This is a genomic window from Microbacterium sp. NPDC096154 (genome assembly GCF_040302945.1).
GTDB lineage: Bacteria > Actinomycetota > Actinomycetes > Actinomycetales > Microbacteriaceae > Microbacterium.
In genome coordinates this window covers 370,720-396,087 of sequence record NZ_JBEOSM010000003.1, presented here as the reverse complement: position 1 = coordinate 396,087, position 25,368 = coordinate 370,720, and the positions used below count along the sequence as shown (strand labels likewise).

Sequence of the window (25,368 nt, the reverse complement as noted above, 5' to 3'; positions counted from 1 at the left end):
GAGTCCATCGTCGCCTGATCGCTGCCGCCGTGGCGGTCAGCGGCCGTGCGAATCCTGCCGGTCGACGCGAGGCCGGGTGGCGGGTGCCGGTCCAGCGGCATCCGGGTCAGGTGGCGGGTGCCGCTCCAGCGGCATCCGGGTCGGGTGGCGGGTGCCGCTCCAGCGGCATCCGGGTCAGGTGGCGGGTGCCGCTCCAGCGGCATCCGGGTCAGGAGTTCACGCGGATGACCTCGTGCTGGTAGGGCGCGATCACGTCGCCGGAGATGCGCAGGTCGAGCACGAGGAACGGCCGCTGGTCGACCGGCTCGGCGGCCCACGAGGCCAGGCGCTCGAGGTCGGCGAGGCGCTCGACCACGACTCCCTCGGCGCCGACGGCGCGGCCGAACGCGGCGAAGTCGACCTGGGGGATGCGCATGGGGCCGTCGTGCAGGCCCTTGAGACCGTAAAGGTTCACTTCTGCGCCGTACGCGGCGTCGTTCCAGACGACGGCGAGACCGCGCCCGCCGGCCGAGCGCACGGCGGTCTCGAGGTCGGCGATGGCCATCAGGCCGCCGCCGTCGCCGGTGGTGAGCACGATGGTCGCGTCGGGATCGGCCTGCGCGGCGCCCGCGACGCTCGGCCAGCCGAGGCCGATCGACTGGAACGCGGTGCCGACCATGACCATCCGGCCGGGGGAGGCGACCGGCCAGAACATGTTGGCCCAGGCGATGAAGTGGCCGCCGTCGCTCACCACGACGCGGTTCTCGGGCAGCAGCTCGCCGATGCGGGCGGCCACGGCGCGCGGGTCGAGCCGCCCGTCGGGCGCGAGCTCGCCGTCGACCTCCTGGCGGCGCAAGGCGGCCATGTCCAGGCTGTCGCGCCAGGTGCCGGGGGCGTCGCGCAGGGCGGCGACCTCGTCGGCGAGCAGCTCCGCCACCACGCGGGCGTCGCCGCGGATGTACTCGCCCACGCGCGGGTGCGTGGCCGTGGGGGCGATGTCGACCTGGATGAGACGCGCCGACGGGTCGAGCAGCTCGCCGAAGCGCATCGTGAACGGGCTCAGACTGGCGCCGATGGCCACGACGACGTCGGCGCCGTGCACGAGCTCCATGGCGCCCGGCGCGCCGAACCCGCCCGTGACGCCGAGATCGTGCGACGCGTCGGGGAACACCCCGCGGCCCAGGGCGGTGCTCGCGGTGACCGCGCCGGCCGCGTCGGCCAGCCGGCCCAGCGCGTCGCCGGCTCCCGCGAGCCAGGCGCCGCGTCCGGCGAGGAGCACGGGACGCTCGGCGTCGGCCAGCGCCTGCGCCGCGCGCGAGATGGCGGCACGGGCGTCGGCCGAGGGGGCGACCGGCTGAGGAAGGCGCGGCTCGGGCAGCTCGGGCAGGGGCCCGGCATCGAGCGTCGGGGTGTCGTAGGGGAGCGCGAGCACGACGGGAGTGCGGTTGGCGAGCGCGTGCTCGATCGCGATCACCGTCGTGGCTGCGGCGTCGAGGCGTCCGACCGTGTACGTCCGCACGCCGACGGCGGAGGCCAGGGCGATCTGATCGACGTCCCACGGCCGCGGACCGGGCGTGGGCTGGTCGCCGACGACGAGCACGAGCGGGATGCGCGCCTGCGCCGACTCGGCCAAGGCGGTCAGGGTGTTCGTGAAGCCGGCGCCGTACGTCGTCGTCGCGGCGGCGATCCGGCCTGAGACGCGGAAGTGCGCGTCGGCGGCCACGACCGCGCCGACCTCGTGGCGCACGGCGGTGAAGGTCGCGTCGGTGTCACGCAGCAGCGCGTCCAGCAGATAGGCGTTGCCGTTGCCCATGAGGCCGAACACCTGGTCGATGTGGCGGGCGAGGGCGGCGGCGACGTGCGCGGAGACAGTGGGCATGTGGGTGCCTTTCGAGACGGGCGGACGATCGATTCCCGTATGTGTCTCGCAGCGCGTGCTTCGTGCCCCTTTTTCGAGCACCGGCCCCGGGTCGCATCGTCGTGACTGCCGCAGGCCGGACGGCACGATCCTAGCGGGTCGGACATCGGTGCTCGTCCGCGGCGTCGTGGTGCCGACCCACGCGCTCGCCGAGCCGATACGCCGGCGCCGAGTCGACATGCGGATGCATGTCGACTCGGCGCGGGCGTGTGTTCTCGCCAGGCTCAGGCCGGCTTCGCGGCCTCCACCACCCGCGTGAGCCGGGGGAAGAGCGGGTGCTCGGACTCCAGGCCCATGATCTGCTCGGTGAACGCGGTGGCGTCGAGCGCCTGAAGGTAGCGCTTGAGCTCGACCGACTGCTGGTCCTCGGCGTCGTCGAACACGAGCGCGGCGCCGATCGCGGCCAGGAGGCCGTCGACAGCCAGGCCGCGCTCGGCCGCTTCCGCCGCGGGGCCCACGAAGCGCTCGTGGCGCGACAGCTTCCGGAGAGGCTGACGCCCGACGCGCCGCACCGTGTCGGGCAGGGCCGGGTTGCGGAAGCGGCCGAGGATCGTGGTGCGGTACTCGGCAAGGTCCTCGGCTGAGAATCCGTGCTTGGCCGCGAGCAGTGCCGAGGTCTCCTCCAGCGCCGCCGCCACGCCTGCGGCGACCGACTCGTCCGCCAGGGCGTCCGAGATCTTCTCGAGGCCCGCTCGCGCGCCGAGATACGCCGCCGTGGCGTGCCCGGTGTTCACGGTGAACAGCTTGCGCTCGATGTACGGGCCCAGGTCGTCGACGAAGTGCGCGCCGGGGATGCGGGGCGGGTGCTCGCCGAACGGGAGACGCTCGATCGCCCACTCGAAGAAGGGCTCGACCGTCACGTCGATGCCCCCGCCCTCCGGCTGACCCGGAACGATGCGGTCCACGGCCGTGTTGGCGAACACCGCTCGCGCGGCGAGGGCGTCCCACCCCGCCCCAGCGGACTGCTGCATGTGCGCCTTCAGCGTGTCGGTCGCGCCGATGGCGTTCTCGCACGCCATCACCTGCAGGGGAGGGGCATCCGGATCGCGCAGGGCGAGGCCGGCCACGATGTGCGGCGCGATGAAGCGCAGCACGGTGGGCCCGACGGCGGTGGTGACGACGTCTGCCGTCGCCACCTCCGCCGCCACCCGATCGGGGTCGGCCGCGCTGTCGATCGCGCGGAACCCCGTGACGACACGGTCCCGGCCGCCCTCGCCGACCTCGTGCACGGTGTACTCGTGGGCTCCGTTGATCGCATCCACCAGCGCGGTCGCGACATCCGAGAACACCACCTCGTACCCGCCCTCGTGCAGCAGCAGTCCCACGAAGCCGCGCCCGATGTTGCCCGCGCCGAAGTGGACGGCCTTCCGGGTCGTGTCAGTCATCATCCGCCTCTCAGATCAGCTCTCAGATCAACTCTCAGCTCAGCCCTCGGTCCCGCCGTCGTTCACGGCCTGCAGGAGCGTGTACAGCTCCTCGGGCGTCTCAGCCGCCTTGAGCCGTGCCACCTGGTCCTCGTCCGAGAACAGGAGGGCGACGTTCTGCAGCAGGCCGAGGTGCTCGTCGCCGCGACCGGCGATGCCGACCACGAACGACACCTCGTCGCCGTCCCAGTCGACCCCGCCGTCGTAGCGGACGACCGTGAGCGCCGACGACAGGACGGCGTCCTTGGCGTCGTTGGTGCCGTGCGGGATCGCCAGCTCGTTGCCCATGAACGTGGACACGGTCTGCTCGCGGGCGAGCATGGCGTCGTAGTACGCGCCCGTGACGGCACCCGCCGACTCGAGCAGGTCGGCTGCCTCGCGGATCGCCTCGTCGCGGGTGACCGAGCCGGCGTGGATGCGCACGTTGCCCGGCGCCAGCACGCGGTCGTCGTCGGCCTCCACGGTCGCCGCGGCCCGCGCCTCAGCCCGCGTCGCCGGCGTAGAGCCGGCCGGCGTCGCGTCGCCCGGGGCGGTCCCGGCCGGGGTGGGCGTGGGCATGAAGCCCGCACCCGCATCGGTCGGCTGGCCGTGCGCGGCCTTGACCTCGTCGGCCGACTGCTGCACGAGCAGCATCTGCACGATCTCGTCGTAGCGCGGCGAGTTCATGAAGTTGTCGACCGACACGTGCACGGCCGACTGCTCGCGCTGCCGGGCGCGATCGGTCAGCTGCGCCTGCGTGATCACGAGGTCGGCGGTGCCGTCGAGGCCCGCGATGGCCTTGTTGGTCACGTTCACGCCCTCGATGCCCGCGGCCTTGAACTTGTTGCGCAGCACGCTGGCGCCCATGGCCGACGAGCCCATGCCCGCGTCGCAGGCGAACACGACGCGCTCGATGGTCTGCGGCGGGGCCACGGTGGCGCCGGCCGCCGTGCTGCCCGCTGCGCCGGCGAGTCCGCTCAGCGCCGCCGACGACTTGCCCTTGTTGGCCTCGGTGCGGGCGACGGCATCGGCGAAGCCGTCGGAGCCGGCCGCGTCGGCCGCGAGGTCGCGCTTGCGGCTGGCGAGCAGGAACACGGCGCTCACGAGGAACGTCACGGCCGCCGAGAGCAGCACCGACAGGATGACGCCGAGGTGGCTGCCGGGTGCCGTCTGGATCAGCACCGCGAAGATGGATCCCGGCGAGGCGGGAGCCACGAGACCCGACTGGAAGATGACGTTGGTCAGCACGCCCGTGGCACCGCCCGCGATGAGGCCGATGATCAGGATCGGCTTGGCCAGCACGTAGGGGAAGTAGACCTCGTGGATGCCGCCGAGGAACTGGATGATCCAGGCGCCGGGCGCGGTCGCACGGGCCGCGCCGACGCCGAACACGGCGATGGCGAGCAGCAGACCGGCGCCGGGGCCAGGGTTGGCCTCGACGAGGAACAGCAGGCTGCGACCCACCTCCTGCGACTGCTCGGAGCCGATCGGCGTGAACACGCCGTGGTTGATGGCGTTGTTGAGGAACAGCACCTTCGCGGGCTCCACGATGATGCTCGCGAGCGGGATGAGGCGGTTGTCGACCAGCCATCCGACCGCGCCTCCCAGCAGCTCGGTCAGCCACTTCATCACGGGCGCGAGCCAGAAGAAGGCCGCGAGCGCCGCGAAGAAGCCGACGAAGCCCGCCGAGAAGTTGTTGACCAGCATCTCGAAGCCGGCCTTGATCCTGCCCTCCCACAGGCGCTCGACCTGCTTCAGGATCCAGGCCCCGAGCGGCCCGGCGATCATCGCGCCGAGGAACATCACGGTGCCGGCTGCTCCGACGATCACGCCGAATGCCGCCACGGCGCCCACGACGCCGCCGCGGTGGCCGTACACCATGTGTCCGCCGGTGAACGCGATGAGCAGCGGGAGGAGGTACGTGATGATCGGCGAGACGAGGCCGATCCACTCGGTGCCGTCCGGCGTCGTACCGCCGCCCAGCATGGCCGAGTCGGCCCAGCGCCAGGCTTCGACGGGGCCGGTGTTGCCGAGCCAGCCGGTGTCGATGAACAGGGCCGTGATGAGGCCCCACGCGATGAAGGCCGCGATGTTGGGCATGATCATGCCCGAGAGGAACGTGCCGAACTTCTGCACGCCCACCCGGACGGCGCCCGGCGACTTCGCCGGAGCTGCGGTGTCAGTCATGGTGACCGTCTTTCTTCAGGGGGAGTTCTTCAGGGGGAGTTCTTCAGGGGTGGTTGTCGGGGGTCGTTGTCGGGGAGGAGAGGATCAGGACCCGGCCGCGGCCTGCGCCGCCGCGCGAGCGCCCGATGCGTCGTCGGCGCCGAGCGCCGCCTGTGCGATGCGGCGCGCGTCGTCGAGGGTGAAGCGCCCGAGCGCGTACCGCACGTCGGCCAGCGCGGCGGGGGCCATCGACAGCGTCGTGGCGCCCAGCCCGACCAGCACCACGGCGAGCAGCGGATCGGCGGCGGCCTCCCCGCAGATGCCGACAGGCTTGCCGTGTGTCGCGCCGGCCTCGCCCACCTGGGCGACGAGGCGCAGGACGGCCGGATGCCACGGATCCTGCAGCGTCGCGACAGAGCCGAGGAGGCGATCCGCGGCCATCGTGTACTGGGTGAGGTCGTTGGTGCCGATCGACGCGAAGTCGGTGTGGGCCAGCACACGGTCGGCCAGGAGCGCGATCGAGGGCACCTCGACCATGACGCCCGCCGTCTTCAGGCCGAGCTCGCGGGCGAGCTCGGTGAAGTAGATCGTCTCCTCGACCGTCGCGACCATCGGCGCCATGACCCACAGGTCGGCACCGGCCTCGGCGTTCGCCTCCGCCAGAGCGGTCAGCTGGTCGCGCAGGATGTGCTCGCTCGCGCGCAGGGCTCGCAGCCCCCGCAGGCCGAGGGCGGGGTTGTCTTCCGGAGCGTCGTTCAGGAACGGCAGCGGTTTGTCGGCCCCCGCGTCGAGCACCCGCACGACGACCTTCCTGCCCGCGAACGCCGTGAGCAGGGTGGCGTATACGGCGCGCTGCTCCTCGACGGTCGGCGCCTCGGTGGCGCTGAGGAACAGGAACTCGGTGCGGAACAGGCCCACGCCCTCCGCTCCCCGTTCCAGCGCCTCCGCCGCGCCCTGGGGGGAGCCGAGGTTGGCCAGCAGCGGCACGGCGGTGCCGTCGGCCAGAGCCCCCGGCACCACCGGTGCCTGCTCCGCGGCTGCGCGCTCATCGGCGCGTCGGCGGGCCTCGGACAGCTGCTCTTCGCTGGGCGAGGCGATCACCGCGCCGCCCGCGGCGTCGACGATCACGGTGTCGCCGTCGGCCAGACCGGCGGCGCCCGCGGCGCCGACGACCGCCACGATGCCCTTCTCGCGGGCGAGGATCGCGGTGTGCGAGGTGGGACCGCCGTCGGTGGTGACGAGCGCGAGCACGCGGTTGGGCGACGCGGGGTCGAGGTCGAGCAGCGCGGTGTCGGCGGGCGCCAGATCGGGCGCGACCAGCACGAACGGATGTCCGGGCGACGGCACACCGGGCGCCGGCTCGCCGCGCAGATGGGCGATCACGCGGGCCGCGACGTCGTCCAGATCGGCGGCGCGCTCGCCGAGGTAGCCGCCCACGGCCTCGAGCGTGGCCCGGAACTCCGCGAACGCGTCGAACACCGCCCACTCCGCCGTCTTGCCATCGCTCAGGCGCGCGTCCACGGCCTCCTCGAGGCTCGGGTCCTCGGCCATCATGGCCTGCGCCTCGAGCACGTCGCGCGCGGCGCCGCCGGCCGCCTCGGCACGGCGGGTCAGCTCGGCCGCGACGGCCGCCAGGGCCTCGCGCACGCGCGCGGTCTCCTCCTCCGGCGCGCGCTCGCTGCGCGCGTCCTTCGGGGCGGGCGCGCGCTCGGCCATGCGGGCCACGGGGCCGTGGGCGACCCCGAGCCCGATGCCGACGCCCTCGATCGTGTCCGTCATGGCGCTCACTCGGCGTCGTGGTCGGTGGTGAGCAGCTCCGCGAGGCGGTCGAGTACGCCCTCGGCGCCCTCGCCCTCTGCCGTCAGCGTGACCTCGTCGCCCTGCTCGACGCCGAGCGCGATCACCCCCAGGATGCTCGCGGCGTTGACGGGCTTGCCGTCGCCCTTCGCGACGGTGACGGGAAGACCGGCGTCCTTCGCCGCCTGCGCGAACAGCTTCGCGGGGCGCGCGTGCAGCCCGTGCGACGAGCCGATCTGAACGGTGCGAGTGGCCATGGTGATCCCTTCGTCAGGCGGACGCCGCGGATGCGGCATCCGGGTCGTGCGGGTCCGGCGAGGCGGGCCCCGGTGCGGCGACGGCACACGCCAGCGCGAGGGCGCGGCTGCCGTCGAGGTCGGTGAAGATGTCGTCCGGCAGCTGTGCGACCTTGACGCCGCGCGGCGTCGCGAGGGCGCGGATCTCATCGAGCGAGCGGCCGAGGTGGGGGCCGACCAGCACGACGTCGGCCGAGTCGAGGTCGATCGGCAGCGAGGGCTCGGCACCGGCGAAGGCGGTCAGCGGCACACCGGCGGCCGCAGCGGCCCGGCGCACGCGAAGGGCGACGAACGTGCTGGACGCACCGGCACCGCACACCACGAGGATCCTCATCGATCTGTCTCTTCCCTTCCGATCGATCCTGACTCCTCGTCCCGAGCACGGCAACGAAGGTTCTTTCCGCCCGGGCGGAAATTCGTGTCGCGCGGCGGGAAGAGGCCGTGGCGCCTCCGCCGGCGCGAACAGGCGGCTCACGGGCGCGCGCGTGGTTGACTGGCGGGCATGACCAGGCGGCGGCAGGACCGGATGCTGGGCATCCTGATGCGCCGCGGCGACTGGGTCACGGCCTCGACGCTCGCCGATCAGCTCGGGGTGACGCCGCGCAGCGTCCGGTCGTATGTCACGGCCGTCAACGCACGCGTGCCCGCGGGCGATGCCGTCGAGTCCGGCCCCGCGGGCTACCGGGCCGCCCCCGGCGCCGCCGCGGCGCTGCGGGCTGGGGCGGAGGCCGATCCGGGCACCCCCCGCGAGCGGCTGCACGCGGTGGTACGCGCCCTGCTCGACGCCGACGAGGGCATCGACGTGCACGAGACGGCCGACCGGATGCACGTCAGCTCGGCCACGCTGGAATCAGACCTGGGGCGCGTGCGGGCGATGCTCAGCGGCTCCGACCTGACGCTCGAGCGGTCCGGATCGCGCGTGCGTCTTGCCGGCTCCGAGCTCGCGCAGCGCCGCTTCGTGAGCCGCCTGGCGCATGACGAGATGGACGAGGGAGCGTTCGATCTGGGCGCCCTGCGGCGCGCGGCCGACGCCATGGCCATCCCGTCGGACGCGCTCGGCGCGTTCAAGAGCGACCTGGTCGCGCGGCTGGGAGCCGAGGGGTTCTTCGTCAACGAGTACGCCGCGGCCGACGTCGTGCTGCATGTCGCGATCGCCGCCGACCGCGTCGCGCAGGGCAGAGCGCTCGCCGCGGTGCACGGCGACCCCGAGCCCGCTCGCGCCCGGTTCGCCCACGTGATCGGCGAGCTGACGCGTCGGCACTTCGGAGTCGAGCTCGGCGAGGGCGACCGCCTGCACCTGGCCGCCCTGGTCCTCACCCGCATCGTCGTGCCGGGCTCGCGCGATGAGCCCGCCGTGACGCCGGATCCCGCCATCGAGTCGGCTGTGCGCGCCGCGGTGCGGCGGGCCGCGGACGCGTACCTCGTGGACATCGCGCACGACGACTTCGTGGAGCGGCTGGCGCTGCATGTGCAGAACCTCGTGCACCGCGCGCGTGAGCAGGCGTGGTCGCGCAACCCCCTCACGCGCAGCCTGAAGTCGACGTATCCGATGATCTTCGACGTCGCGGTGTCGATCGCGAGCGAGCTGTCCGAGACGCTCGCGGTCCCCATCCGCGACGACGAGATCGCCTACATCGCGATGCATGTCGGCGGGCGCCTGGAGCGCAGCCGTCGGTCGGACACGATGCTCACGGCGACGATCGTGTGCCCGGGCTACTACGAGCTGCACGAGCTGCTGAGATCGAGCGTCGACCGATCGCTCGGCCGGTCCATCGAGGTGACCGGGGTCGAGACGCGGGTCGACCCCGACTGGGACGCGATCGACACCGACCTCGTGCTCACGACGATCGAGCCGCCCGTGCGGAAGGAGGCCAAGGGTCCGTCGGAGCGGATCGTGCGCATCCAGCCGTTCCTGACCGACGCCGACGTCGAACGCGTGGCCGCCGCAGCCAGCCGCGTGCGCCGGACCCGGCGTCTCGGGCGCCTGCGCGCCGAGCTCGAGCGCTACTTCCCGACCGGCGCCTTCGTGCGAGGGCTCGACGCCACGCGCGGAGTGGAGGGGATGATCCGCGACCTCGGAGCGCTGCTTCAGGATCAGGGGGTCATCGGGGACGACTACGTCGAGAGCACGATCGAGCGCGAGCGGCTGTCGTCGACTGCCTTCACCGAGACGCTGGCCGTGCCGCATGCGCTGAGGATGACCGCCGCCCGAACGGCGATCGCGATCGGCATCGGCGACCAGCCCGTGCCCTGGGGCGACGCGCGCGTGCATGCCGTGGCGCTCGTGGCGTTCAGCGGCAGCGACCGCGAGGCGTTCCAGACCGTGTTCGAGCAGTTCGTCGAGGTGTTCGGCGAGCCGGAGAGCGCCATGCGACTCGTGCGCCGCGGCGTGGACCAGTCGTCGTTCCTCGACGAGCTGGCCGCCGTGATCGACGGCTGACCGGTCGGCGACCTCTGCGTTAGGCGCGTCGGAGCGCTCGCGCGGTGAAGTAGGTCACCTCGCCGACCTCGTCCTCGACGCCGAACACCCACGCGCCGGACGGCGTCGCCCGCACATCGATGACGGTGCCGCGGGCGCGCGTCGTGACGACGTCGTCGCCCGGCGCGAATGCAGTGGTGCTCATGGATATGAAGCTACGGCGCGAGCGCGTCGGTCGCCTCCCCTCACAGGGGGAGATCGTGCGTGTCTTTCGTCGTCCGTGCGGGGGCGAGCAAGGCCTCCGCGGCGTCGAGCGCGGCGCCCGCGCCGGGACCATCCGCCTCGAGCACGACCGGATCGCCCGCCGAGAGGGCGAGGTCCATCACGGCGAGCACACTAGAGGCGTCGACCACGTCCGCTCCGACGCGGATCCGCAGCCCGCCTGGCACGCCCTGCGCCAGGCGCGCCAGCTCGGCCGCCGGGCGCGCATGCAGGCCCGTCGCCACGCCGATCACGACCCTCCGCTGGCTCATGCCGCCCAACCTACCGGCGCGGAACCCTCGAGGGGCCCCTCACCTGCGTGACGGCGATGTGACGGCGTGTGACGGCGCGCGTGACACGGGATGCGGCGCCTTCGTACCGTGGGGGCATGAGCAACAGGGCGACGCAGGAAGTGCTGCCGGTGCAGCGCGCCGTGGCCTCGGCATGGCCGAGCGCGTGGATCGACGCGCTCGTCATGTGCTCGGACGCATCCGGCATCGCGCTCGCCACCCTCGCGGGCGACGATCTCGCGGTCGACGCGATCGTGAGCCTGGCGCCGGGGGAGCCGGTGGCCTTCCACCCGGTCGCCGAGGTGCTCGCGGTCGGCGGCACGCTCGTGCGCGCTCGCCGCCGCTGACGCGAGCCCCCGCCTGACGCGACGGGTCAGGCCATGGACATCGCATCCAGGGTCTTGCGGCACGTCTCGACCATGGCCTCGCACGCCATGGCGCACACCCGGCAGTGCTCGCTCATCTCGGCGTGCGAGCGGCACTCGGCCGCACACGCCTCGGCCATCGTGAGGCACGCGGTCATCATGGCGCGCATCACGCCGGGCTCGTAGCCCATCGGTCGCATCATCATCCGCATGTTCGCGGTCGCGACGTCGGCCATGTTCGCGCACATCGCCGCGCAGCGGGCCATGCCCTCCATCTGCTCGGACGCGTCGGCGTCGGCGCACATGGTCGCGGCCATGCCCACCGCCGAGCACGCCTCGATGCAGTCCTGCATCATCGCCATGTCCATCCCGCTGGTCGACGCCTTCGGCATGGCCTGCATCATGTCCATCATCATGCTCATCTGCACTGTCCTCTCATGCGGGCGCCTGAGGCGCTGTCCTGTGGGTGTGCGGGCATGGTACGTCGCCGGCCGGATGCGCGGGAAGGGGGATGACCGCATCCCCCTTCCCGTGTCAGCCCCTTCCGACGCGGGTCAGGACATGCCGTCGAGCAGGGTCCGCACCGCCGCCTCCAGCGACACCAGACGTGCCGCGGAGTCCTCGGGGGAGTCTCCGCGCACGTCGAGGTACACCTTGAGCTTGGGCTCGGTGCCGCTGGGGCGGAAGATGATGCGCGACCCGTCGTCGAGCGCGTAGCGCAGCACATCCCCACCGAGGCGGGCGGGATCCTGCAGCAGGTCGTCGGCGCGCGCGACCGCGTGCTCGCCGAAGGACGCGGGCGGATCCGCTCGCAGGGCGGCCATGATCCGGCCGATGACCGACAGATCGTCGACCCGCACCGACACCTGGCCGCTCGCGTAGAAGCCGATCTCGCCTGTGAGCTCATCGAGCAGATCGGCGATCGTCGCGCCCCGTCCGCGCGCCTCCCCGGCCAGCTCCAGCAAGGCGATGGCGGCCGAGATGCCGTCCTTGTCGCGCACGGTATCGGGGTTGACGAGGTAGCCGAGGGCCTCCTCGAAGCCGAACACCAGCCCGGGCGCGCGCGAGATCCACTTGAAGCCCGTGAGGGTCTCGTGGAAGTCGAGCCCGTGTCGCTCGGCGATCGCGCCGAGCCCGGGCGAGGACACCAGTGAGCACGCCAGCGAGGCGCCCGGGGTTCCGGCGGCGGCGCGCGCGGCGCGGCGACCGAGCAGCAGGCCCACCTCATTGCCGGTGAGGCGCCGCCAGCCGCCCTCGCCCGTGCCCTCCGCGACCGGGATCGCGACCGCGAGGCGATCGGCATCCGGATCGTGCGCGATCACGAACTCGGCGTCGGCCGCGCGGGCCGTGGCGAACGCGAGATCCATCGCCCCCGGTTCCTCGGGGTTGGGGAACGCCACGGTGGGGAACGTGCCGTCGGGCTCGATCTGCTCGGGCACGGCGGTGGGCGCGGGGTACCCGGCGGCCTCCAGCACGCGCGCGAAGGTCTCCCCGCCCACGCCGTGCATCGCGGTGTAAACCCAGCGGGTGCCCGCCGCGCCCTCGGGGGCGGGACCGACGGCGGCGGTCGCCGCCACGTACGCCTCGACGACCGCCTCGTCGGCGATCTCGTAGCCGCTCGAGCGGGGCAGGTCGGGCACGGAGAGCGTGTCGGCGACGCGCCGGATGCTGGCCGCGATCGCCGCGTCCGACGGCGCCACGATCTGCGACCCCGCGTCGCGCCCGCCGAGATACACCTTGTAGCCGTTGTCGTCCGGAGGGTTGTGGCTCGCCGTGACCATGACGCCCGCGTCAGCGTCGAGATGCCGCACCGCGAACGCGAGCACCGGCGTCGGCAGACGACGGGGGAGCAGGATGGCGCGCAGCCCCGCGCCCGCGAACAGCTCGGCAGAGTCGCGCGCGAACACGTCGGAGTTGCGGCGGCCGTCATAGCCGATCACGACCGTGGGCGTGCCCTCGGCATCGCGCTCGCGCAGGAACGCCGCGAAGCCGGCGGCCGCCTGCGCCACCAGCACCCGGTTCATCCGGTTGCTGCCCGCGCCCAGCCGGCCGCGCAGGCCGGCGGTGCCGAACTGCAGGCGGCCGTCGAAGCGGGCGGCCAGGTCGTCGGCCGCGTCGTCGTCGCCGGCCTCGCTGCGCCGGATCAGCTCGGCCAGCTCGGCGCGCGTCTCGTCGTCGGGGTCCTGGGCGAGCCAGGCGCGCGCCTGGTCGAGCAGCCCGGAGTCCACAGCGCTCACAGGCGCTCGATCACCTTCGCGAGCAGGCCCGAGATCACGGCCTCGGCCTGGCGGCCCGCGTCGATGACCTCCTGGTGGTCGAGCGGGGTGGGCGAGATGCCCGCCGCCAGGTTGGTCACGAGCGAGAACCCGAGCAGCTCCATGCCCGCCTGCCGGGCGGCGATCGCCTCCAGCGAGGTCGACATGCCGACCAGGTCGCCACCCAGGATGCCCGCCATGCGCACCTCGGCGGGGGTCTCGTACTGGGGGCCGGGGAACTGGCAGTACACGCCGCTGTCGAGCGACGGGTCGACCTCGAGCGCGATGTCGCGCAGCCGCTGGGCGTAGAGGTCGGTCATGTCGATGAACGTCGCGCCCTCGAGCGGCGAGCGGCCGGTGAGGTTGATGTGGTCGCTGATCAGCACCGGCTGCCCCGGCTTCCAGCCGGGCTTCACGCCACCTGCGCCGTTGGTCAGCACCATGATCTTCGCACCGGTCGCGGCGGCGGTGCGCACGCTGTGGACCACGCGGCGCACCCCGTGGCCCTCGAAAAGGTGGGTGCGGGCGCCGATCACGAGCACGTTCCTGCCGCCCGGCGTGCGCACCGACCGGATGGTGCCCACGTGGCCCTCGACGGCGGGCTTCGAGAAGCCGGTGATCTCGGTCGCCGGGATCGTGGCGACCGTCTCGCCGATGAGCTCGGCGGCCTTGCCCCATCCGCTTCCCAGCGTGACGGCGATGTCGTGACGGGCGACGCCCGACAGGCGCGCGATGTCGGCGGCGGCGGTCTGGGCGACCTCGAACGGGTCGGCGGGGGCGTCCAGCGGATGAGCATCGGTCATGGCACCAGAGTACTTTTCAAATGCTCCTCGCACGCCGTGCACAAGCCCCCTCTCGCGCGTTCGCTCCGGCGGGCGCCCGTGGGGAACAATGGGGGCATGGTCTTCGACTTCGAACGCAGGCAGCGGATCGCGATCCTGGGCGGCGGCCCGGGCGGCTACGAGGCGGCGCTCGCCGGGGCCCAGCTGGGGGCCGACGTCACGGTCGTCGAGCGGGCGGGCATCGGAGGCTCGGCGGTCATCACCGATGTCGTGCCGTCGAAGACGCTGATCGCCACGGCCGACGCGGCGCTGTCGGTGGCGGAGGCGGGCGATCTCGGCGTGCAGTTCTACGCCAAGGGTCAGAACGGGAAGCCGCTCAAGCCCGAGATCGCGATCAATCTGCTCGCGATCAACAAGCGCCTGCTCGCGCTGGCCGGGCAGCAGTCCGAGGACATGCGCAGCCGCCTGCTCGAGGCGGGCGTGCGCATCATCGCGGGGCACGGGCGCCTCGAGGGCGAGGACGCGGTGGTCGTGGCGACCGGTCCCGACGGCACCGACTTCGACCGCATCGAGGCCGACACGATCGTGATCTCCACCGGCGCCACGCCGCGCGAGCTGCCGGCCGCCCGTCCCGACGGCGACCGCATCCTGACCTGGAAGCAGCTCTACAACCTCACCGCCGTGCCCGAGCATCTCGTGGTCGTCGGCTCTGGTGTCACGGGAGCGGAGTTCGCGTCGGCGTACATGCACCTGGGCGCCAAGGTCACCCTCGTCTCGAGCCGCGAGCAGGTGCTGCCGGGTGAGGACGCCGACGCCGCCAAGGTGCTCGAGAAGGTCTTCCAGCGCGGCGGCATGACGCTGCTGTCGAAGGCCCGCGCCGACAAGGTCGAGAACACCGGCGACGGCGTGCGGGTGACGCTCGCCGACGGCCGCACGGTCGAGGGGTCCCACTGCCTCATGGCGGTCGGCGCCATCCCGAACACCAAGGGCATCGGCCTGGAGGAGGCCGGCGTGCAGATGACCGAGTCGGGGCACATCCGCGTCAACAAGGTCAGCCGCACCTCCGTGCCGAACATCTACGCGGCGGGCGACTGCACGACGCTGATGCCCCTGGCGTCCGTGGCGTCGATGCAGGGCCGCACCGCCGTGTTCCACGCCATGGGCGACACCGCGTTCCCGCTCGAGGAGCGCAAGATCGCGTCGAACATCTTCACCAACCCCGAGATCGCCACGGTGGGATGGACCGAGAAGCAGATCGACGAGCGCGTCGTCGACGGCGAGGTCTACTCGCTGCCGCTGTCGGCCAACCCGCGCGCCAAGATGATGGGCGTCAAGGACGGTTTCGTGAAGCTCTTCGCCCGCACAGGGTCGGGCACCGTGATCGGCGGCGTGATCGTCGGGCCGAAGGCGTCGGAGCTGATCTTCCCGCTCTCGCTGGCGGTCGAGCGCCGCCTCACGGTCGACCAGCTCGCCCGCGCCTTCGCCGCCTACCCGTCGCTGACCGGGTCGATCACCGACGTCGCGCGGGCGATGCACCACGTCGCCAGCTGACCACAGGACGAGCGAAGGGCCCGGATCCGATCGGATCCGGGCCCTTCGCTGTCGCCGCTCGGGTCAGCTGATCTGCAGCAGCTGGTGACCCGCGGGCACCGTGGTGCCCGGCGTCGCGTCGATCGAGCGGACGATGCCGTCCTTGTGCGCCTGCAGCGGCTGCTCCATCTTCATGGCCTCGAGCACGACGACGAGGTCGCCCTTGACGACCGACTGCCCCTCCTCGACCGCGACCTTGACGACCGTGGCCTGCATCGGCGACTTCAGAGCGTCGCCCGACGCGCCGCTCGACACGGACGTCGCGGCGTGGCTGCGGCGCGAGGGCGGCACGATCGCGGGGCGTCCCTGCGTGCCCGGCGCCTGCGCGATGCGGTCGGGCAGGCTCACCTCGAGGCGCTTGCCCGCGACCTCCACGACGACCGTGTGGCGGCTCTCTGCGGGCTTCGGGGCCTCGAGCTCGCCGTCCCACGCGGGGATGTCGTTCACGAACTCGGTCTCGATCCAGCGGGTGTAGACGCCGAACTCGCCGTCCTCGGCCGTGAAGGCCGGGTCGCGCACGACCTTGCGGTGGAACGGCAGGACGGTCGGCAGACCCGCCACCTCGAACTCCTCGAGCGCGCGACGCGAGCGCTCGAGCGCCTCGGCGCGATCGCGGCCCGTCACGATGATCTTCGCCAGCAGCGAGTCGAACGCGCCGCCCACGACGTCGCCGGCGGTGACGCCCGAGTCGAGGCGCACGCCGGGCCCCCCGAACGTCTTGAAGACGTGGATGGGGCCGGGCTGCGGCAGGAATCCGCGCCCCGGGTCCTCGCCGTTGATGCGGAACTCGATCGAGTGGCCCACCGGGGCGGGGTCGTCGTAGTCGATCGTGCCGCCCGCGGCGATGCGGAACTGCTCGCGCACCAGGTCGATGCCCGTGACCTCCTCGGAGACCGGATGCTCGACCTGCAGCCGGGTGTTGACCTCGAGGAACGAGATCGTGCCGTCGGCGCCGATCAGGAACTCGCACGTGCCGGCCCCCGTATAGCCCACCTCGCGCAGGATGGCCTTGGAGGCCGCGTACAGCGTGGCGTTCTGCTCGTCGGTCAGGAACGGCGCGGGGGCCTCCTCGACGAGCTTCTGGTGACGGCGCTGCAGCGAGCAGTCGCGCGTGGAGATGACGACGACGTTGCCGTCGGCGTCGGCGAGGCACTGGGTCTCGACGTGGCGCGGCTTGTCGAGGTACTTCTCGACGAAGCACTCGCCGCGCCCGAACGCCGCGATCGCCTCGCGCGTGGCCGATTCGAACAGCTCGGGGATCTCGTCGAGCGTGCGCGCCACCTTGAGGCCGCGACCGCCGCCGCCGTACGCGGCCTTGATCGCGATCGGCAGTCCCACCTCGCGGGCGAATGCGACGACCTCGTCGGCCGTGTCGACCGGGCCCGGGGTCCCGGGAGCCAGGGGAGCGCCGACCTTCTCGGCCACGTGGCGCGCGGTGACCTTGTCGCCGAGCGCCTCGATCGCCTCGGGCGACGGGCCGATCCAGGTCAGGCCCGCGGCGATGACGGCGCGCGCGAAATCGGCGTTCTCGGCGAGGAAGCCGTACCCGGGGTGCACGGCGTCGGCACCCGAGCGGCGGGCGACCGAGAGGATCTTGTCGATCACGAGGTAGCTCTCGGCGCTCGTGGCGCCGTCGAGCGCATAGGCCTCGTCCGCCAGGCGAGCGTGCAGAGCGTCGCGGTCGGGGTCGGCGTAGACGGCGACGGACGAGATCCCCGAGTCTCGGGCCGCGCGGATGATGCGTACGGCGATCTCGCCGCGGTTCGCGATGAGCACCTTGGCGATGTCAGGCATGGATTCGAGCCTACCGACGGGGGCCGCGCGGGCTTTGCGGAGCCTCGACAAGAAAACCGCGAGAACGTGTCGGATGGTCTACGACGGCTCGTCGCTCCGGTGCCACAGGGTGGGCCACGCGACGCCGAGCTCGCGCACCAGTCGTCGCACGGTCGACAGCGACATGCCGACCACCGTGGAGGGGTCGCCGTCGACGCGCTCGATGAACGCGCCGCCGAGGCTGTCGACGGTGAACGCGCCCGCGACATGCAGCGGCTCGCCCGTGGCGACGTATGCCGCGATCTCGTCGTCGTCCATGTCCGCGGCGAACGTCACGGCGGCCTCGGCGACCGCGTGAGCCTCGCGCGGCTCGCCGTCGGCCGGAACCAGGAAGACGCTGTGCCCGGAGTGCAGCACGCCTGTGCGCCCCCGCATGCCCCGCCACCGCTCCGTGGCCGCCTCGGGGGTGTAGGGCTTGCCGTACACCGTGCCGTCGAGCTCGAACATCGAGTCGCCCCCGATCACGATGCCGGCGAATCCGGGCAGCTCCGCACGCACGCGGGCGGCGACATCCGCGGCCTTGCGGCGGGCGAGGAGCAGCACGTGGTCGTGCGGCGGCAGGATGCGATCCTCGCGCGCCTCGGTCTCGGCGATCACCGCCTCCTCGTCCACATCCGGCGCGAGGGTGAGCGGCTCGATTCCGGCCTGCCGCAGCAGCATCAGACGGGCGGGGGACGTCGAAGCGAGACACACCTGCATGTGGAAAGTATCCCCTGGTGTCGTCCGGGCCGGTCTGTCTCGCAAGATGCCCCTCGCGGCCGCGAAGCGTGCGAGAAGGGGAGCGGCCGCGGCGCGAGCGAGGAAGCAGAAGACGGAACAGGCGTCGGTCAGGTGCGCTCTGTCACGATGGACGGATGCAGAGCGGGGATGTCATCGATCTGGACGTGACCGGGGTCGCGCACGGCGGAGTGTTCGTGGCGCGCCATGAGGGGCGGGTCGTCTTCGTGCCGGACGCGCTGCCGGGCGAGCGCATCCGCGCCCGGGTCACCGAGGTGAAGAAGTCGTTCGCGCGCGCCGAGGCGCTCGAGGTGCTCGATGCGGCGTCCGATCGCCGCGCGCACGTCTGGTCGCAGGCCGACATCTCCGTGGCCCCCGAGCAGCGCCCCGGCGGTGCGGACTTCGGGTACATCGCCCTGCCCGCCCAGCGCGCGCTCAAGGCACGGGTGCTGCGCGAGGCGTTCGAGCGGTTCGCGGGCGGGCCGGTCGATGTGGACGTGCTCGGGCCGGAGGAGGTCCTCGGCGCGGATCACCCTGACGTGCGCGGCACGGTCGAGGGCACCGGCTACCGCACGCGCGTGAGCCTCCACGTCGATGCCGAGGGCCGCATCGGCCCCTTCGCCGCTCGCAGCCACACGGTCATCCCGGTCGCGTCACACCCGCTGGCGACCCCCGAGATCGAGGCCGTGGCGCTCGCGCTGCGCAGCGCGCCGGAGGGGCGCGTCGACCTCGTGCAGCCCGAGGACGGCGGGATGCGCACCATCCGCCGCCCCGCGAAGCCGCCGCGCGGCCGGGGGCGCCGGCCGCAGCCCCGCACGCCGCAGCCCGAGCCCGAGATCGTCACGCAGCGCGTGGGCGAGCGCGAGTTCCAGCTCGACGCGGGCGGCTTCTGGCAGGTGCACCGCGCCGCGGCGGCCACGCTGGACCGCGCGGTGCGCAACGCGCTCGGCGAGCTGTCGAGCGACGCCTGGCACCTCGACCTGTACGGCGGCGTCGGGCTGTTCGCCGCGGCGCTGGGAGACCTGGCAGGCCACGCGCGCCTCACGACCGTCGAGTCGGATGAGCGCGCCACCGCGCACGCCGAGCACAACCTCGCCGAGTTCGGGGCCGAGGCCGTCACCGCGCGCGTCGACCGCTTCCTCTCACGGCTGTCGCACCAGGCGAGCCTGTTCGACCGCGAGATGCTCACCCGGGGCGTCACCCTGCTCGACCCGCCGCGCTCGGGCGCCGGTCGCGAGGTGGTCGAGGGCATCGGCGATCTCGGCCCGTCGCGCGTGGTCTACGTGGCCTGCGACCCGGTCGCGCTCGCCCGCGATGTGGGCTACTTCCGCGGCGTGGGATACGACCTGCAGGGGGTCTCGGCGTTCGATCTGTTCCCGAACTCCCACCACGTGGAAGCAGTCGCGGTTCTCGTGCGCTGAGCGTCATCGGGGCCGCATATCATCGCTCCGTGAGACGACTTCTGGCAGCACCCCAGTTCTGGTACCGCTGCCTGATGGTCGTCGTCTCGATCTACGGCTTCCTGGTCGGATCGCATTCGGTCTCGTTCCTCACGACGGTCACCAACGCCATCCTGCTCGGCTATCTCGTGGTCGGTCTGTGGACGATGTGGACCCGGCGCACGCCGGATCTGCCCGCCCCGCGGCTGCGGGGGGCGATCGTGACCTGGATGGTGTTCGTCGCCGTGATCGCGCACACCGTGCTGACCGACGGCATGAACCCCTTCGAGGCGGCCTTCGACCCCGATCCGGCGCTCGCGCTGCCGGGGACCGCCCTGCTGATCGCCCACTACGTGCTCCCGGCCGCGATCCTGCTCGACTGGATCGCGTTCGGCCCGCGCGGCCGGACGGCCTGGATCGACGTCGTGTGGTGGCCGCTGTTCCCGCTCGCCTACGGCGTGCTGACGATCCTGCGGGCGATCTGGTTCCCCGAGGTGGTCAATCGCATCCCGTATCCGTTCATGGAACCGGGCGACGACGGCTGGATGGGCGTCATCGTGTCGCTGCTGCCGATGATCGCGCTCGTCGGGGGGATCGCAGCGCTCGTGATCGGGTGGGACCGGGCGCTCGCGCGGCTGGCCGTGAGCGGCCTGCCCTCGGCCCGGAACGCGATGCGGGTGCCCGATAGGCTCTCCTCATGACGCGCGTAGCCCTGATCGACGACCACGAATCCGTGCGACTGGGGCTCGTCGCCGCACTCGATCGCGAGGGCGAGGAGGTGATCTTCGCGGGCGCAAGCGTGGCGGAGTACCGCGCATGGCGGCGCATGAGCCAGGCGGCACCGGCCGACGTCGTGCTGCTCGACCTGACGCTCGGCGACGGCACGACCGTCACCGAGAACGTCACGAGCCTCGCGGGGGAGTCGGCCGTGATCATCCACTCGGTGGCCGACCGTCCGGCCGCGGTGCGCGAGGCGCTCGCGGCGGGCGCGATCGGCGTGGTGAGCAAGGCCTCGCCGCTCGACGACGTGCTCGGGGCCGTGCGCACCGCGGCCCGCGGGGAGCCCCTCAACAATGTCGAGTGGGCGAGCGCGGTGGAAGGCGACCGCGAGTTCGCCGATGCGCAGCTGTCGGCGCGCGAGCGGGAGGTGCTGCGCCTGTACGCCGCGGGACTGCCGCTCAAGGTCGTGGCCGACCGGCTGGGCGTGGCGTACTCGACCGCCAAGGAGAACATCACGCGCGTTCGCATGAAGTACATCGAGGTGGGGCGCCCGGCGCCCACGAAGGTCGACCTCCTGCGGCGCGCGATGGAGGACGGCATCGTCGACGGGTCCGCCGAGGAGTGACCGGATGAGTGCCCAGGCCGCCATCGACGCCGCCTGGGGGACGTTGCCGCCGGCGGGACGCACCGTCGAGACCGCCGGCAGCTATACGTCCAAGCGCATGGAGCGCATCATCCAGATCGTCTGCGCGGTCGGATGCTTCGCCATCGGCGGCCAGGCGTTCCTGGTCTCGTGGGGCCTTCGCGACGCGGGCGCGGCGCATGCGGCGCTCCACGCCGTGGTGTTCCTGTCGCTCGCGGTTCTGGCGGTGCTGGGACTCGTGGGCTGGGGCGTGCGGGTCGCCGGGGCGACCTTCGCGTGCGTATACCCGCTGGCCCTGCTGGTGTGGCCGTTCGTGACCGCGGGCACGGCGCCCGACCCGTCGGCGCAGCCGTGGATGTTCTATCTGATCAATCTCGCGACCGTCGGCGCGATGCTGTCCTTCCCGCTGGGGTGGCAGTTCGGCTGGGCCATCGGCATGTCGGTGCTCTACGCGATCGTGCGTCTCGTGCGCGGCTCGTTCCAGCCGGAGTTCTGGGTGGGCATCGGGTACGACGTGTCGGTCGCGCTCATCCAGGGGCTCGTGTTCGTCACCGTGGCATGGGTGCTGCGGAGTTTGGCGAGCGGAGTGGATGCCGCTCGTGCGCAGGCCGTGCTCTCCTACGCCCGCGCGGCGTCGGCCGATGCCGGCGAGCAGGAGCGGGTGGCCGTCGCTGCGCTCATGCACGACAGCGTGCTGGCCGCGCTCATCGCCGCCGAGCGGGCGCAGTCGCCGCGCGAGCACCAGCTCGCCGTCTCGATGGCGCGTGAGGCGCTGACCCGCCTCGCGAACGCCGAGTCGGACGACCCCGAGGGCAGCGACGAGCCGGTGCCACCCGGATGGATCGCCGAGGGCATCGAGCGCTCCGCTCACGAGCTCGGGGTGCCCCTCGCGGTATCGCGTGCCGACGCCGACGGCGACGACCGTGAGGGCGTGATGGTGCCGGGACGCGTGGCGCGCGCGCTCGTGCTCGCGGCGACGCAGGCGATCGCGAACGCGGTCCAGCACGCCGACGGTGCCGGCCTGGCGGTGTCGGTGATGCGTGAGGGCGAAGGCGTCCGAGTCGAGGTGTCCGACACCGGCCCCGGTGTGGATGTCGCCGCCATTCCCTCCGATCGGCTCGGCATCCGGGCGTCGATCTTCGCCCGCATCGCCGCCGTCGGGGGCGAGGCGACCATCTCCTCGGGCGGACACGGCACGACGGTCGCGCTGACGTGGCCGGGGGAGGGTCAGGCATGAGAAGCGTCCGCGGCGTTCTCGACACGATCGCCCTCGCACTGACGGCGTACTACGCCGTGCGCGGGCTCGTGCGCCCCGAGGGCGCCGGGAACCTGCTCTTCCCGGCCATCGCGGTCGGGCTCTATCTCGTGCTGACGCTGCTGGCCCTGTACATCGAGAAGCCGGGTTCCGACTCCGCCGCGGCCGGCTCCGGGCCGCCGCGCGATCGCGCCGGCACGGTTCTGCCGCGCTGGGCCGCACTCGTGGTGCTCGTGGGCGTCGCGGTGATCCCCGTGTTCGTCGCGGCGTACACGCCGCCGGCCGAGCGCACCGCTTCGCACGCGACGTGGTATCTGGGCGCGGTCGGCGCCGTGCTCACCATCATGTGCGTGCGGCACCGTCCGATCTCGGCGTGGATCGGCATCGCGATCCTGGGCATCGAGTCATCCTGGGCCATCGGCGTGCTGCCGACGATGTCGCTCGGCTTCGTCGGCTCGGCTCTGTGGGTCGCGATCGCGCAGCTGCTCATGGTGTTCACGGATCGTGCCTATCGCGACACGGCTCGTCTGGCGGCGCTGCAGCAGGCCACGTCGGCATGGCAGGCCAGCCAGGCCGTGCGGCGCCTCGAGAGGCGCCGACGCGTGCAGTACGCCCTGGCCGTGGCCGGTCCGACGCTCTCACGGGTGATCGCATCGGGCGGCGTGCTCACGGATGAGGAGCGCACGACCGCTCGGCTGGCCGAAGGCCGGCTGCGTGACGAGCTGCGCGGAGCGCGCCTGCTCGACGACGACGTGCGAGACGCCATCGCCGCCGCACGACTGCGCGGGGCGACGGTCACGGTGTTCGACGAGGGAGGCCTCGACGACGTCTCGCCCGAGGGGCTCGACGAGGTGCGGCGAGAGCTCGCCCAGACGCTGTGGCACACCGACGCGCCGCGCATCATCATCCGCTCGGCCCCGGACCCGGATGTCGCGATCACGATCGTGGGGCGCTCAGCCGGCGGCGAGGGCCTCACGGACGAGGACGACCTGCAGCTGTGGCGCGAGATCCCGCGCCCCCGCGCCTCGGAGTGAGCGGACCTCGGCGGGTGATTCGCCGGCGACCGTGCCTCGGCCGGGGCCACGCGGCACAAAGAAGGGTGGGGGTGGCGATGCCACCCCCACCGGGTGCGGAACGGTTACCCGAAAACCGTCCGCGAAGGGCCGAGAACTCATCCACCTACCCTGGAGCGGATGGTCGGCCAACGCTAAGCGTTTCCGTCTCAAGTATCCGGTCTGGACAACTCGGCCGTCTGTAGGTACTTTGGGGGACATTTATGCGGCGTCGGAGCGCACGCGTCGCCCCGCGGTTCAGCCCGTGAACCGGCCCCAGGGAACGTCCCGTCGCAGCGGCTTGCGCAGTCGTCGCTGCGTCTGCTGCCACGCCGAGGGTCGCGGCTCCTCGGCGACGGCCTCCTCGCTCTCGCGCGTGTACTCCTCGCCCACCACGGCCAGCAGCGCGGCGAGCTCCTCCTCGGTCGGCGCGCCGCGCACGACCTCCACGCGGGGCGCGGGGCGGGCGCCGTCGGCGGCCGCCATCCCGTCCGGCGTCACAGGGGGATGTTCCCGTGCTTCTTGGGCGGCAGCTCGGCACGCTTGCCACGCAGGGCGCGCAGCGCCTTGGCGAGCGCCACGCGCGTCGCGGACGGCTCGATGATGCCGTCGAGCTCGCCGCGCTCAGCCGCCAGGAAGGGGGACGCCACGTTGTACGTGTACTCGTTGGCGAGCCGCGTGCGCACGGCGGCGACGTCCTCGCCCGCCTCTTCGGCCCGCTTGAGCTCGCCCCGGTACAGGATGTTGACGGCGCCCTGGCCGCCCATCACCGCGATCTCGGCGGTCGGCCAGGCCAGGTTGACGTCGGCGCCCAGCTGCTTGGAGCCCATCACGATGTAGGCGCCGCCGTATGCCTTGCGCAGGATGACGGTGACAAGCGGCACGGTCGCCTCGGCGTACGCGTAGAGCAGCTTCGCGCCGCGGCGGATGACGCCCGTCCACTCCTGATCGGTGCCGGGCAGGTACCCGGGAACGTCCACGAGCGTGACGATCGGCACCGAGAAGGCGTCGCAGAACCGCACGAAGCGCGCCGCCTTCTCGCCGGCCTCGATGTTGAGCGTGCCGGCCATCTGCGACGGCTGGTTCGCGATGATGCCGACCGTGCGGCCCTCGATGCGACCGAAGCCGATCACGATGTTGGGGGCGAACAGCGGCTGCACCTCGAGGAAGTCGCCGCGGTCGACCAGGTGCGCGATGACCTCGTGGATGTCATAGGGCTGGTTCGGGGAGTCGGGGATGATGGCGTCGAGCGCGCGATCGGGATCGGTCGTCTCGAACTCGAAGTCGGTCTCGTAGACCGGCAGCTCGGCCATGTTGTTGTCGGGCAGGAAGCCGAGCATCGTGCGCGCGTAGTCGATCGCGTCGTCCTCGTCCTCGGCGAGGTAGTGCGCGACGCCCGAGCGGGTGTTGTGCGTGTATGCGCCGCCGAGCTCCTCCATGCCGACGTCCTCGCCCGTGACGGTCTTGATGACGTCGGGGCCGGTGACGAACATCTGGCTCGTCTTGTCGACCATGATCACGAAGTCCGTGAGGGCGGGGGAGTACACCGCGCCACCGGCGGCGGGGCCCATGATGATCGAGATCTGCGGGATGACACCGGATGCGGCGGTGTTCAGGCGGAAGATCTCGCCGTACTTGCCGAGCGCGACCACGCCCTCCTGGATGCGGGCGCCGCCCGAGTCGAGGATGCCGATGATGGGCATGCCGCCGCGCAGCGCGAACTCCATGACCTTGACGATCTTGTCGCCCGCCACCTCGCCCAGCGAGCCGCCGAACGTCGTGAAGTCCTGCGCGTAGACGGCGACGGTGCGGCCGTGGATCGTGCCGACGCCCGTGATGACCGAGTCGCCGTACGGGCGCGACTTGTCCATGCCGAACGCCGTGGTGCGGTGGCGCGCGTACTCGTCGAGCTCGACGAAGCTGCCCGGGTCGACGAGCAGCTCGATGCGCTCGCGTGCGGTCAGCTTGCCCTTGGCGTGCTGCTTCTCGCGCGCCCTCTCCTCCGACTCGACGACGGCCTCGGCGTAGCGGGCGCGCAGGTCGGCGATCTTGCCGGCCGTGGTCGAGACGTCGATGGGCGCGTCGGTCGAGGACTCTGCGGGTTCGGTCACGCGTTCCACCCTACTGACGGCATCCGTCGCGGCCTTGGCGGGCAGGCACAATCACCGGGCGAAAGCTGTGTCGTGTG

At 72.4% G+C, this 25,368-nt stretch carries 23 protein-coding genes; 8 read left to right on the top strand and 15 right to left on the bottom strand.

The window, feature by feature from the left end; all coding sequences use genetic code 11:
• Positions 1-208: 208 nt before the first annotated feature.
• The 6 genes from ABTW64_RS06480 to ABTW64_RS06455 form a co-directional block, all read right to left on the bottom strand.
• Positions 209-1,858 (bottom strand): thiamine pyrophosphate-binding protein, encoded by a 1,650-nt coding sequence (locus ABTW64_RS06480; protein WP_350620446.1) that lies wholly within the window; start codon positions 1,856-1,858, stop codon positions 209-211.
• A gap of 263 nt (positions 1,859-2,121) precedes the next feature.
• The gene (locus tag ABTW64_RS06475) at positions 2,122-3,282 is read right to left on the bottom strand and encodes a mannitol-1-phosphate 5-dehydrogenase (RefSeq protein ID WP_350620444.1); all 1,161 of its coding nucleotides are present in this window, start codon (positions 3,280-3,282) and stop codon (positions 2,122-2,124) included.
• 39 nt (positions 3,283-3,321) lie between these two features.
• Complete coding sequence (locus ABTW64_RS06470) at positions 3,322-5,487, bottom strand: PTS sugar transporter subunit IIA (protein WP_350620442.1); 2,166 nt, start codon at positions 5,485-5,487, stop codon at positions 3,322-3,324.
• A gap of 84 nt (positions 5,488-5,571) precedes the next feature.
• Positions 5,572-7,245, bottom strand: a complete 1,674-nt coding sequence (ptsP, locus tag ABTW64_RS06465; RefSeq protein ID WP_350620440.1) for a phosphoenolpyruvate--protein phosphotransferase — start codon at positions 7,243-7,245, stop codon at positions 5,572-5,574.
• A 5-nt stretch (positions 7,246-7,250) separates the two neighbouring features.
• A complete protein-coding gene (locus ABTW64_RS06460) occupies positions 7,251-7,520 on the bottom strand; it encodes an HPr family phosphocarrier protein (protein ID WP_350620438.1) in 270 nt (89 codons plus the stop codon).
• Positions 7,521-7,533: 13 nt separating this feature from the next.
• The gene (locus ABTW64_RS06455; protein WP_350620436.1) at positions 7,534-7,893 is read right to left on the bottom strand and encodes a PTS sugar transporter subunit IIB; all 360 of its coding nucleotides are present in this window, start codon (positions 7,891-7,893) and stop codon (positions 7,534-7,536) included.
• A 168-nt stretch (positions 7,894-8,061) separates the two neighbouring features.
• Between ABTW64_RS06455 and ABTW64_RS06450 the strand changes: the two genes are divergently transcribed.
• Positions 8,062-9,999 carry a BglG family transcription antiterminator gene (locus tag ABTW64_RS06450; RefSeq protein WP_350620434.1) on the top strand — a complete coding sequence of 646 codons (1,938 nt, stop codon included), beginning with the start codon at positions 8,062-8,064 and terminating at the stop codon, positions 9,997-9,999.
• A gap of 19 nt (positions 10,000-10,018) precedes the next feature.
• Here ABTW64_RS06450 and ABTW64_RS06445 read toward each other — a convergent pair whose 3' ends face one another.
• Together ABTW64_RS06445 and ABTW64_RS06440 are read right to left on the bottom strand one after the other, a co-directional pair.
• Positions 10,019-10,183, bottom strand: a complete 165-nt coding sequence (locus ABTW64_RS06445) for a hypothetical protein (RefSeq protein ID WP_350620432.1) — start codon at positions 10,181-10,183, stop codon at positions 10,019-10,021.
• A 40-nt stretch (positions 10,184-10,223) separates the two neighbouring features.
• Positions 10,224-10,511 (bottom strand): HPr family phosphocarrier protein, encoded by a 288-nt coding sequence (locus ABTW64_RS06440; RefSeq protein ID WP_350620430.1) that lies wholly within the window; start codon positions 10,509-10,511, stop codon positions 10,224-10,226.
• A 116-nt stretch (positions 10,512-10,627) separates the two neighbouring features.
• Here ABTW64_RS06440 and ABTW64_RS06435 point away from each other — a divergent pair, with 116 nt between their 5' ends.
• Complete coding sequence (locus tag ABTW64_RS06435; protein WP_350620428.1) at positions 10,628-10,876, top strand: nuclease; 249 nt, start codon at positions 10,628-10,630, stop codon at positions 10,874-10,876.
• Between the two features lie 26 nt (positions 10,877-10,902).
• On the opposite strand, the gene ABTW64_RS06430 is transcribed toward ABTW64_RS06435, so the two are convergent.
• From ABTW64_RS06430 to ABTW64_RS06420, 3 genes are all read right to left on the bottom strand, one after another.
• Positions 10,903-11,316, bottom strand: a complete 414-nt coding sequence (locus tag ABTW64_RS06430; RefSeq protein ID WP_350620426.1) for a four-helix bundle copper-binding protein — start codon at positions 11,314-11,316, stop codon at positions 10,903-10,905.
• A gap of 132 nt (positions 11,317-11,448) precedes the next feature.
• Positions 11,449-13,131 (bottom strand): phospho-sugar mutase, encoded by a 1,683-nt coding sequence (locus ABTW64_RS06425; RefSeq protein ID WP_502892305.1) that lies wholly within the window; start codon positions 13,129-13,131, stop codon positions 11,449-11,451.
• Positions 13,128-13,952 (bottom strand): purine-nucleoside phosphorylase, encoded by an 825-nt coding sequence (locus ABTW64_RS06420; RefSeq protein WP_350620424.1) that lies wholly within the window; start codon positions 13,950-13,952, stop codon positions 13,128-13,130. Before ABTW64_RS06420 ends, ABTW64_RS06425 begins: the two co-directional genes overlap by 4 nt.
• A 96-nt stretch (positions 13,953-14,048) precedes the next feature.
• Between ABTW64_RS06420 and ABTW64_RS06415 the strand changes: the two genes are divergently transcribed.
• Positions 14,049-15,482, top strand: coding sequence for an NAD(P)H-quinone dehydrogenase (locus ABTW64_RS06415; protein ID WP_350620422.1), 1,434 nt, complete (start codon positions 14,049-14,051; stop codon positions 15,480-15,482).
• Positions 15,483-15,545: 63 nt separating this feature from the next.
• Here the strand turns inward: ABTW64_RS06415 and ABTW64_RS06410 are convergent, their stop codons facing one another.
• Positions 15,546-17,315, bottom strand: coding sequence for an acetyl/propionyl/methylcrotonyl-CoA carboxylase subunit alpha (locus ABTW64_RS06410; RefSeq protein WP_350620420.1), 1,770 nt, complete (start codon positions 17,313-17,315; stop codon positions 15,546-15,548).
• 78 nt (positions 17,316-17,393) lie between these two features.
• Positions 17,394-18,053, bottom strand: a complete 660-nt coding sequence (locus ABTW64_RS06405) for a Maf family protein (RefSeq protein ID WP_350620418.1) — start codon at positions 18,051-18,053, stop codon at positions 17,394-17,396.
• Between the two features lie 155 nt (positions 18,054-18,208).
• Between ABTW64_RS06405 and ABTW64_RS06400 the strand changes: the two genes are divergently transcribed.
• Genes ABTW64_RS06400 through ABTW64_RS06380 form a run of 5 tightly spaced genes read left to right on the top strand, consistent with a single transcriptional unit; the run spans position 18,209 to position 23,162 of the window.
• Positions 18,209-19,492, top strand: coding sequence for a class I SAM-dependent RNA methyltransferase (locus tag ABTW64_RS06400; protein WP_350620416.1), 1,284 nt, complete (start codon positions 18,209-18,211; stop codon positions 19,490-19,492).
• 29 nt (positions 19,493-19,521) lie between these two features.
• Positions 19,522-20,211, top strand: a complete 690-nt coding sequence (locus tag ABTW64_RS06395) for a Pr6Pr family membrane protein (RefSeq protein ID WP_350620414.1) — start codon at positions 19,522-19,524, stop codon at positions 20,209-20,211.
• Positions 20,208-20,855 (top strand): response regulator transcription factor, encoded by a 648-nt coding sequence (locus ABTW64_RS06390; protein WP_350620412.1) that lies wholly within the window; start codon positions 20,208-20,210, stop codon positions 20,853-20,855. Before ABTW64_RS06395 ends, ABTW64_RS06390 begins: the two co-directional genes overlap by 4 nt.
• A 4-nt stretch (positions 20,856-20,859) precedes the next feature.
• The gene (locus ABTW64_RS06385) at positions 20,860-22,110 is read left to right on the top strand and encodes an ATP-binding protein (protein ID WP_350620410.1); all 1,251 of its coding nucleotides are present in this window, start codon (positions 20,860-20,862) and stop codon (positions 22,108-22,110) included.
• The gene (locus tag ABTW64_RS06380; protein WP_350620408.1) at positions 22,107-23,162 is read left to right on the top strand and encodes a DUF8320 family protein; all 1,056 of its coding nucleotides are present in this window, start codon (positions 22,107-22,109) and stop codon (positions 23,160-23,162) included. The genes ABTW64_RS06385 and ABTW64_RS06380 overlap by 4 nt, the downstream gene beginning before the upstream one ends.
• A gap of 276 nt (positions 23,163-23,438) precedes the next feature.
• On the opposite strand, the gene ABTW64_RS06375 is transcribed toward ABTW64_RS06380, so the two are convergent.
• Positions 23,439-23,681: an acyl-CoA carboxylase subunit epsilon gene (locus ABTW64_RS06375; protein ID WP_350620406.1), complete on the bottom strand. Its 243-nt coding sequence runs from the start codon at positions 23,679-23,681 to the stop codon at positions 23,439-23,441.
• Positions 23,678-25,291, bottom strand: coding sequence for an acyl-CoA carboxylase subunit beta (locus ABTW64_RS06370; protein WP_350620404.1), 1,614 nt, complete (start codon positions 25,289-25,291; stop codon positions 23,678-23,680). Before ABTW64_RS06370 ends, ABTW64_RS06375 begins: the two co-directional genes overlap by 4 nt.
• Between the last annotated feature and the right edge of the window lie 77 nt (positions 25,292-25,368).

Excerpts from the sequence above, each read along its gene's own strand:
- ABTW64_RS06480 (WP_350620446.1), bottom strand. The coding sequence starts at position 1,858 with ATGCCCACTGTCTCCGCGCACGTCGCCGCCGCCCTCGCCCGCCACATC.
- ABTW64_RS06475 (WP_350620444.1), bottom strand. The coding sequence starts at position 3,282 with ATGACTGACACGACCCGGAAGGCCGTCCACTTCGGCGCGGGCAACATC.
- ABTW64_RS06470 (WP_350620442.1), bottom strand. The coding sequence starts at position 5,487 with ATGACTGACACCGCAGCTCCGGCGAAGTCGCCGGGCGCCGTCCGGGTG.
- ptsP (WP_350620440.1), bottom strand. The coding sequence starts at position 7,245 with ATGACGGACACGATCGAGGGCGTCGGCATCGGGCTCGGGGTCGCCCAC.
- ABTW64_RS06460 (WP_350620438.1), bottom strand. The coding sequence starts at position 7,520 with ATGGCCACTCGCACCGTTCAGATCGGCTCGTCGCACGGGCTGCACGCG.
- ABTW64_RS06455 (WP_350620436.1), bottom strand. The coding sequence starts at position 7,893 with ATGAGGATCCTCGTGGTGTGCGGTGCCGGTGCGTCCAGCACGTTCGTC.
- ABTW64_RS06450 (WP_350620434.1), top strand. The coding sequence starts at position 8,062 with ATGACCAGGCGGCGGCAGGACCGGATGCTGGGCATCCTGATGCGCCGC.
- ABTW64_RS06445 (WP_350620432.1), bottom strand. The coding sequence starts at position 10,183 with ATGAGCACCACTGCATTCGCGCCGGGCGACGACGTCGTCACGACGCGC.
- ABTW64_RS06440 (WP_350620430.1), bottom strand. The coding sequence starts at position 10,511 with ATGAGCCAGCGGAGGGTCGTGATCGGCGTGGCGACGGGCCTGCATGCG.
- ABTW64_RS06435 (WP_350620428.1), top strand. The coding sequence starts at position 10,628 with ATGAGCAACAGGGCGACGCAGGAAGTGCTGCCGGTGCAGCGCGCCGTG.
- ABTW64_RS06430 (WP_350620426.1), bottom strand. The coding sequence starts at position 11,316 with ATGAGCATGATGATGGACATGATGCAGGCCATGCCGAAGGCGTCGACC.
- ABTW64_RS06420 (WP_350620424.1), bottom strand. The coding sequence starts at position 13,952 with ATGACCGATGCTCATCCGCTGGACGCCCCCGCCGACCCGTTCGAGGTC.
- ABTW64_RS06415 (WP_350620422.1), top strand. The coding sequence starts at position 14,049 with ATGGTCTTCGACTTCGAACGCAGGCAGCGGATCGCGATCCTGGGCGGC.
- ABTW64_RS06410 (WP_350620420.1), bottom strand. The coding sequence starts at position 17,315 with ATGCCTGACATCGCCAAGGTGCTCATCGCGAACCGCGGCGAGATCGCC.
- ABTW64_RS06405 (WP_350620418.1), bottom strand. The coding sequence starts at position 18,053 with ATGCAGGTGTGTCTCGCTTCGACGTCCCCCGCCCGTCTGATGCTGCTG.
- ABTW64_RS06400 (WP_350620416.1), top strand. The coding sequence starts at position 18,209 with ATGCAGAGCGGGGATGTCATCGATCTGGACGTGACCGGGGTCGCGCAC.
- ABTW64_RS06390 (WP_350620412.1), top strand. The coding sequence starts at position 20,208 with ATGACGCGCGTAGCCCTGATCGACGACCACGAATCCGTGCGACTGGGG.
- ABTW64_RS06385 (WP_350620410.1), top strand. The coding sequence starts at position 20,860 with ATGAGTGCCCAGGCCGCCATCGACGCCGCCTGGGGGACGTTGCCGCCG.
- ABTW64_RS06380 (WP_350620408.1), top strand. The coding sequence starts at position 22,107 with ATGAGAAGCGTCCGCGGCGTTCTCGACACGATCGCCCTCGCACTGACG.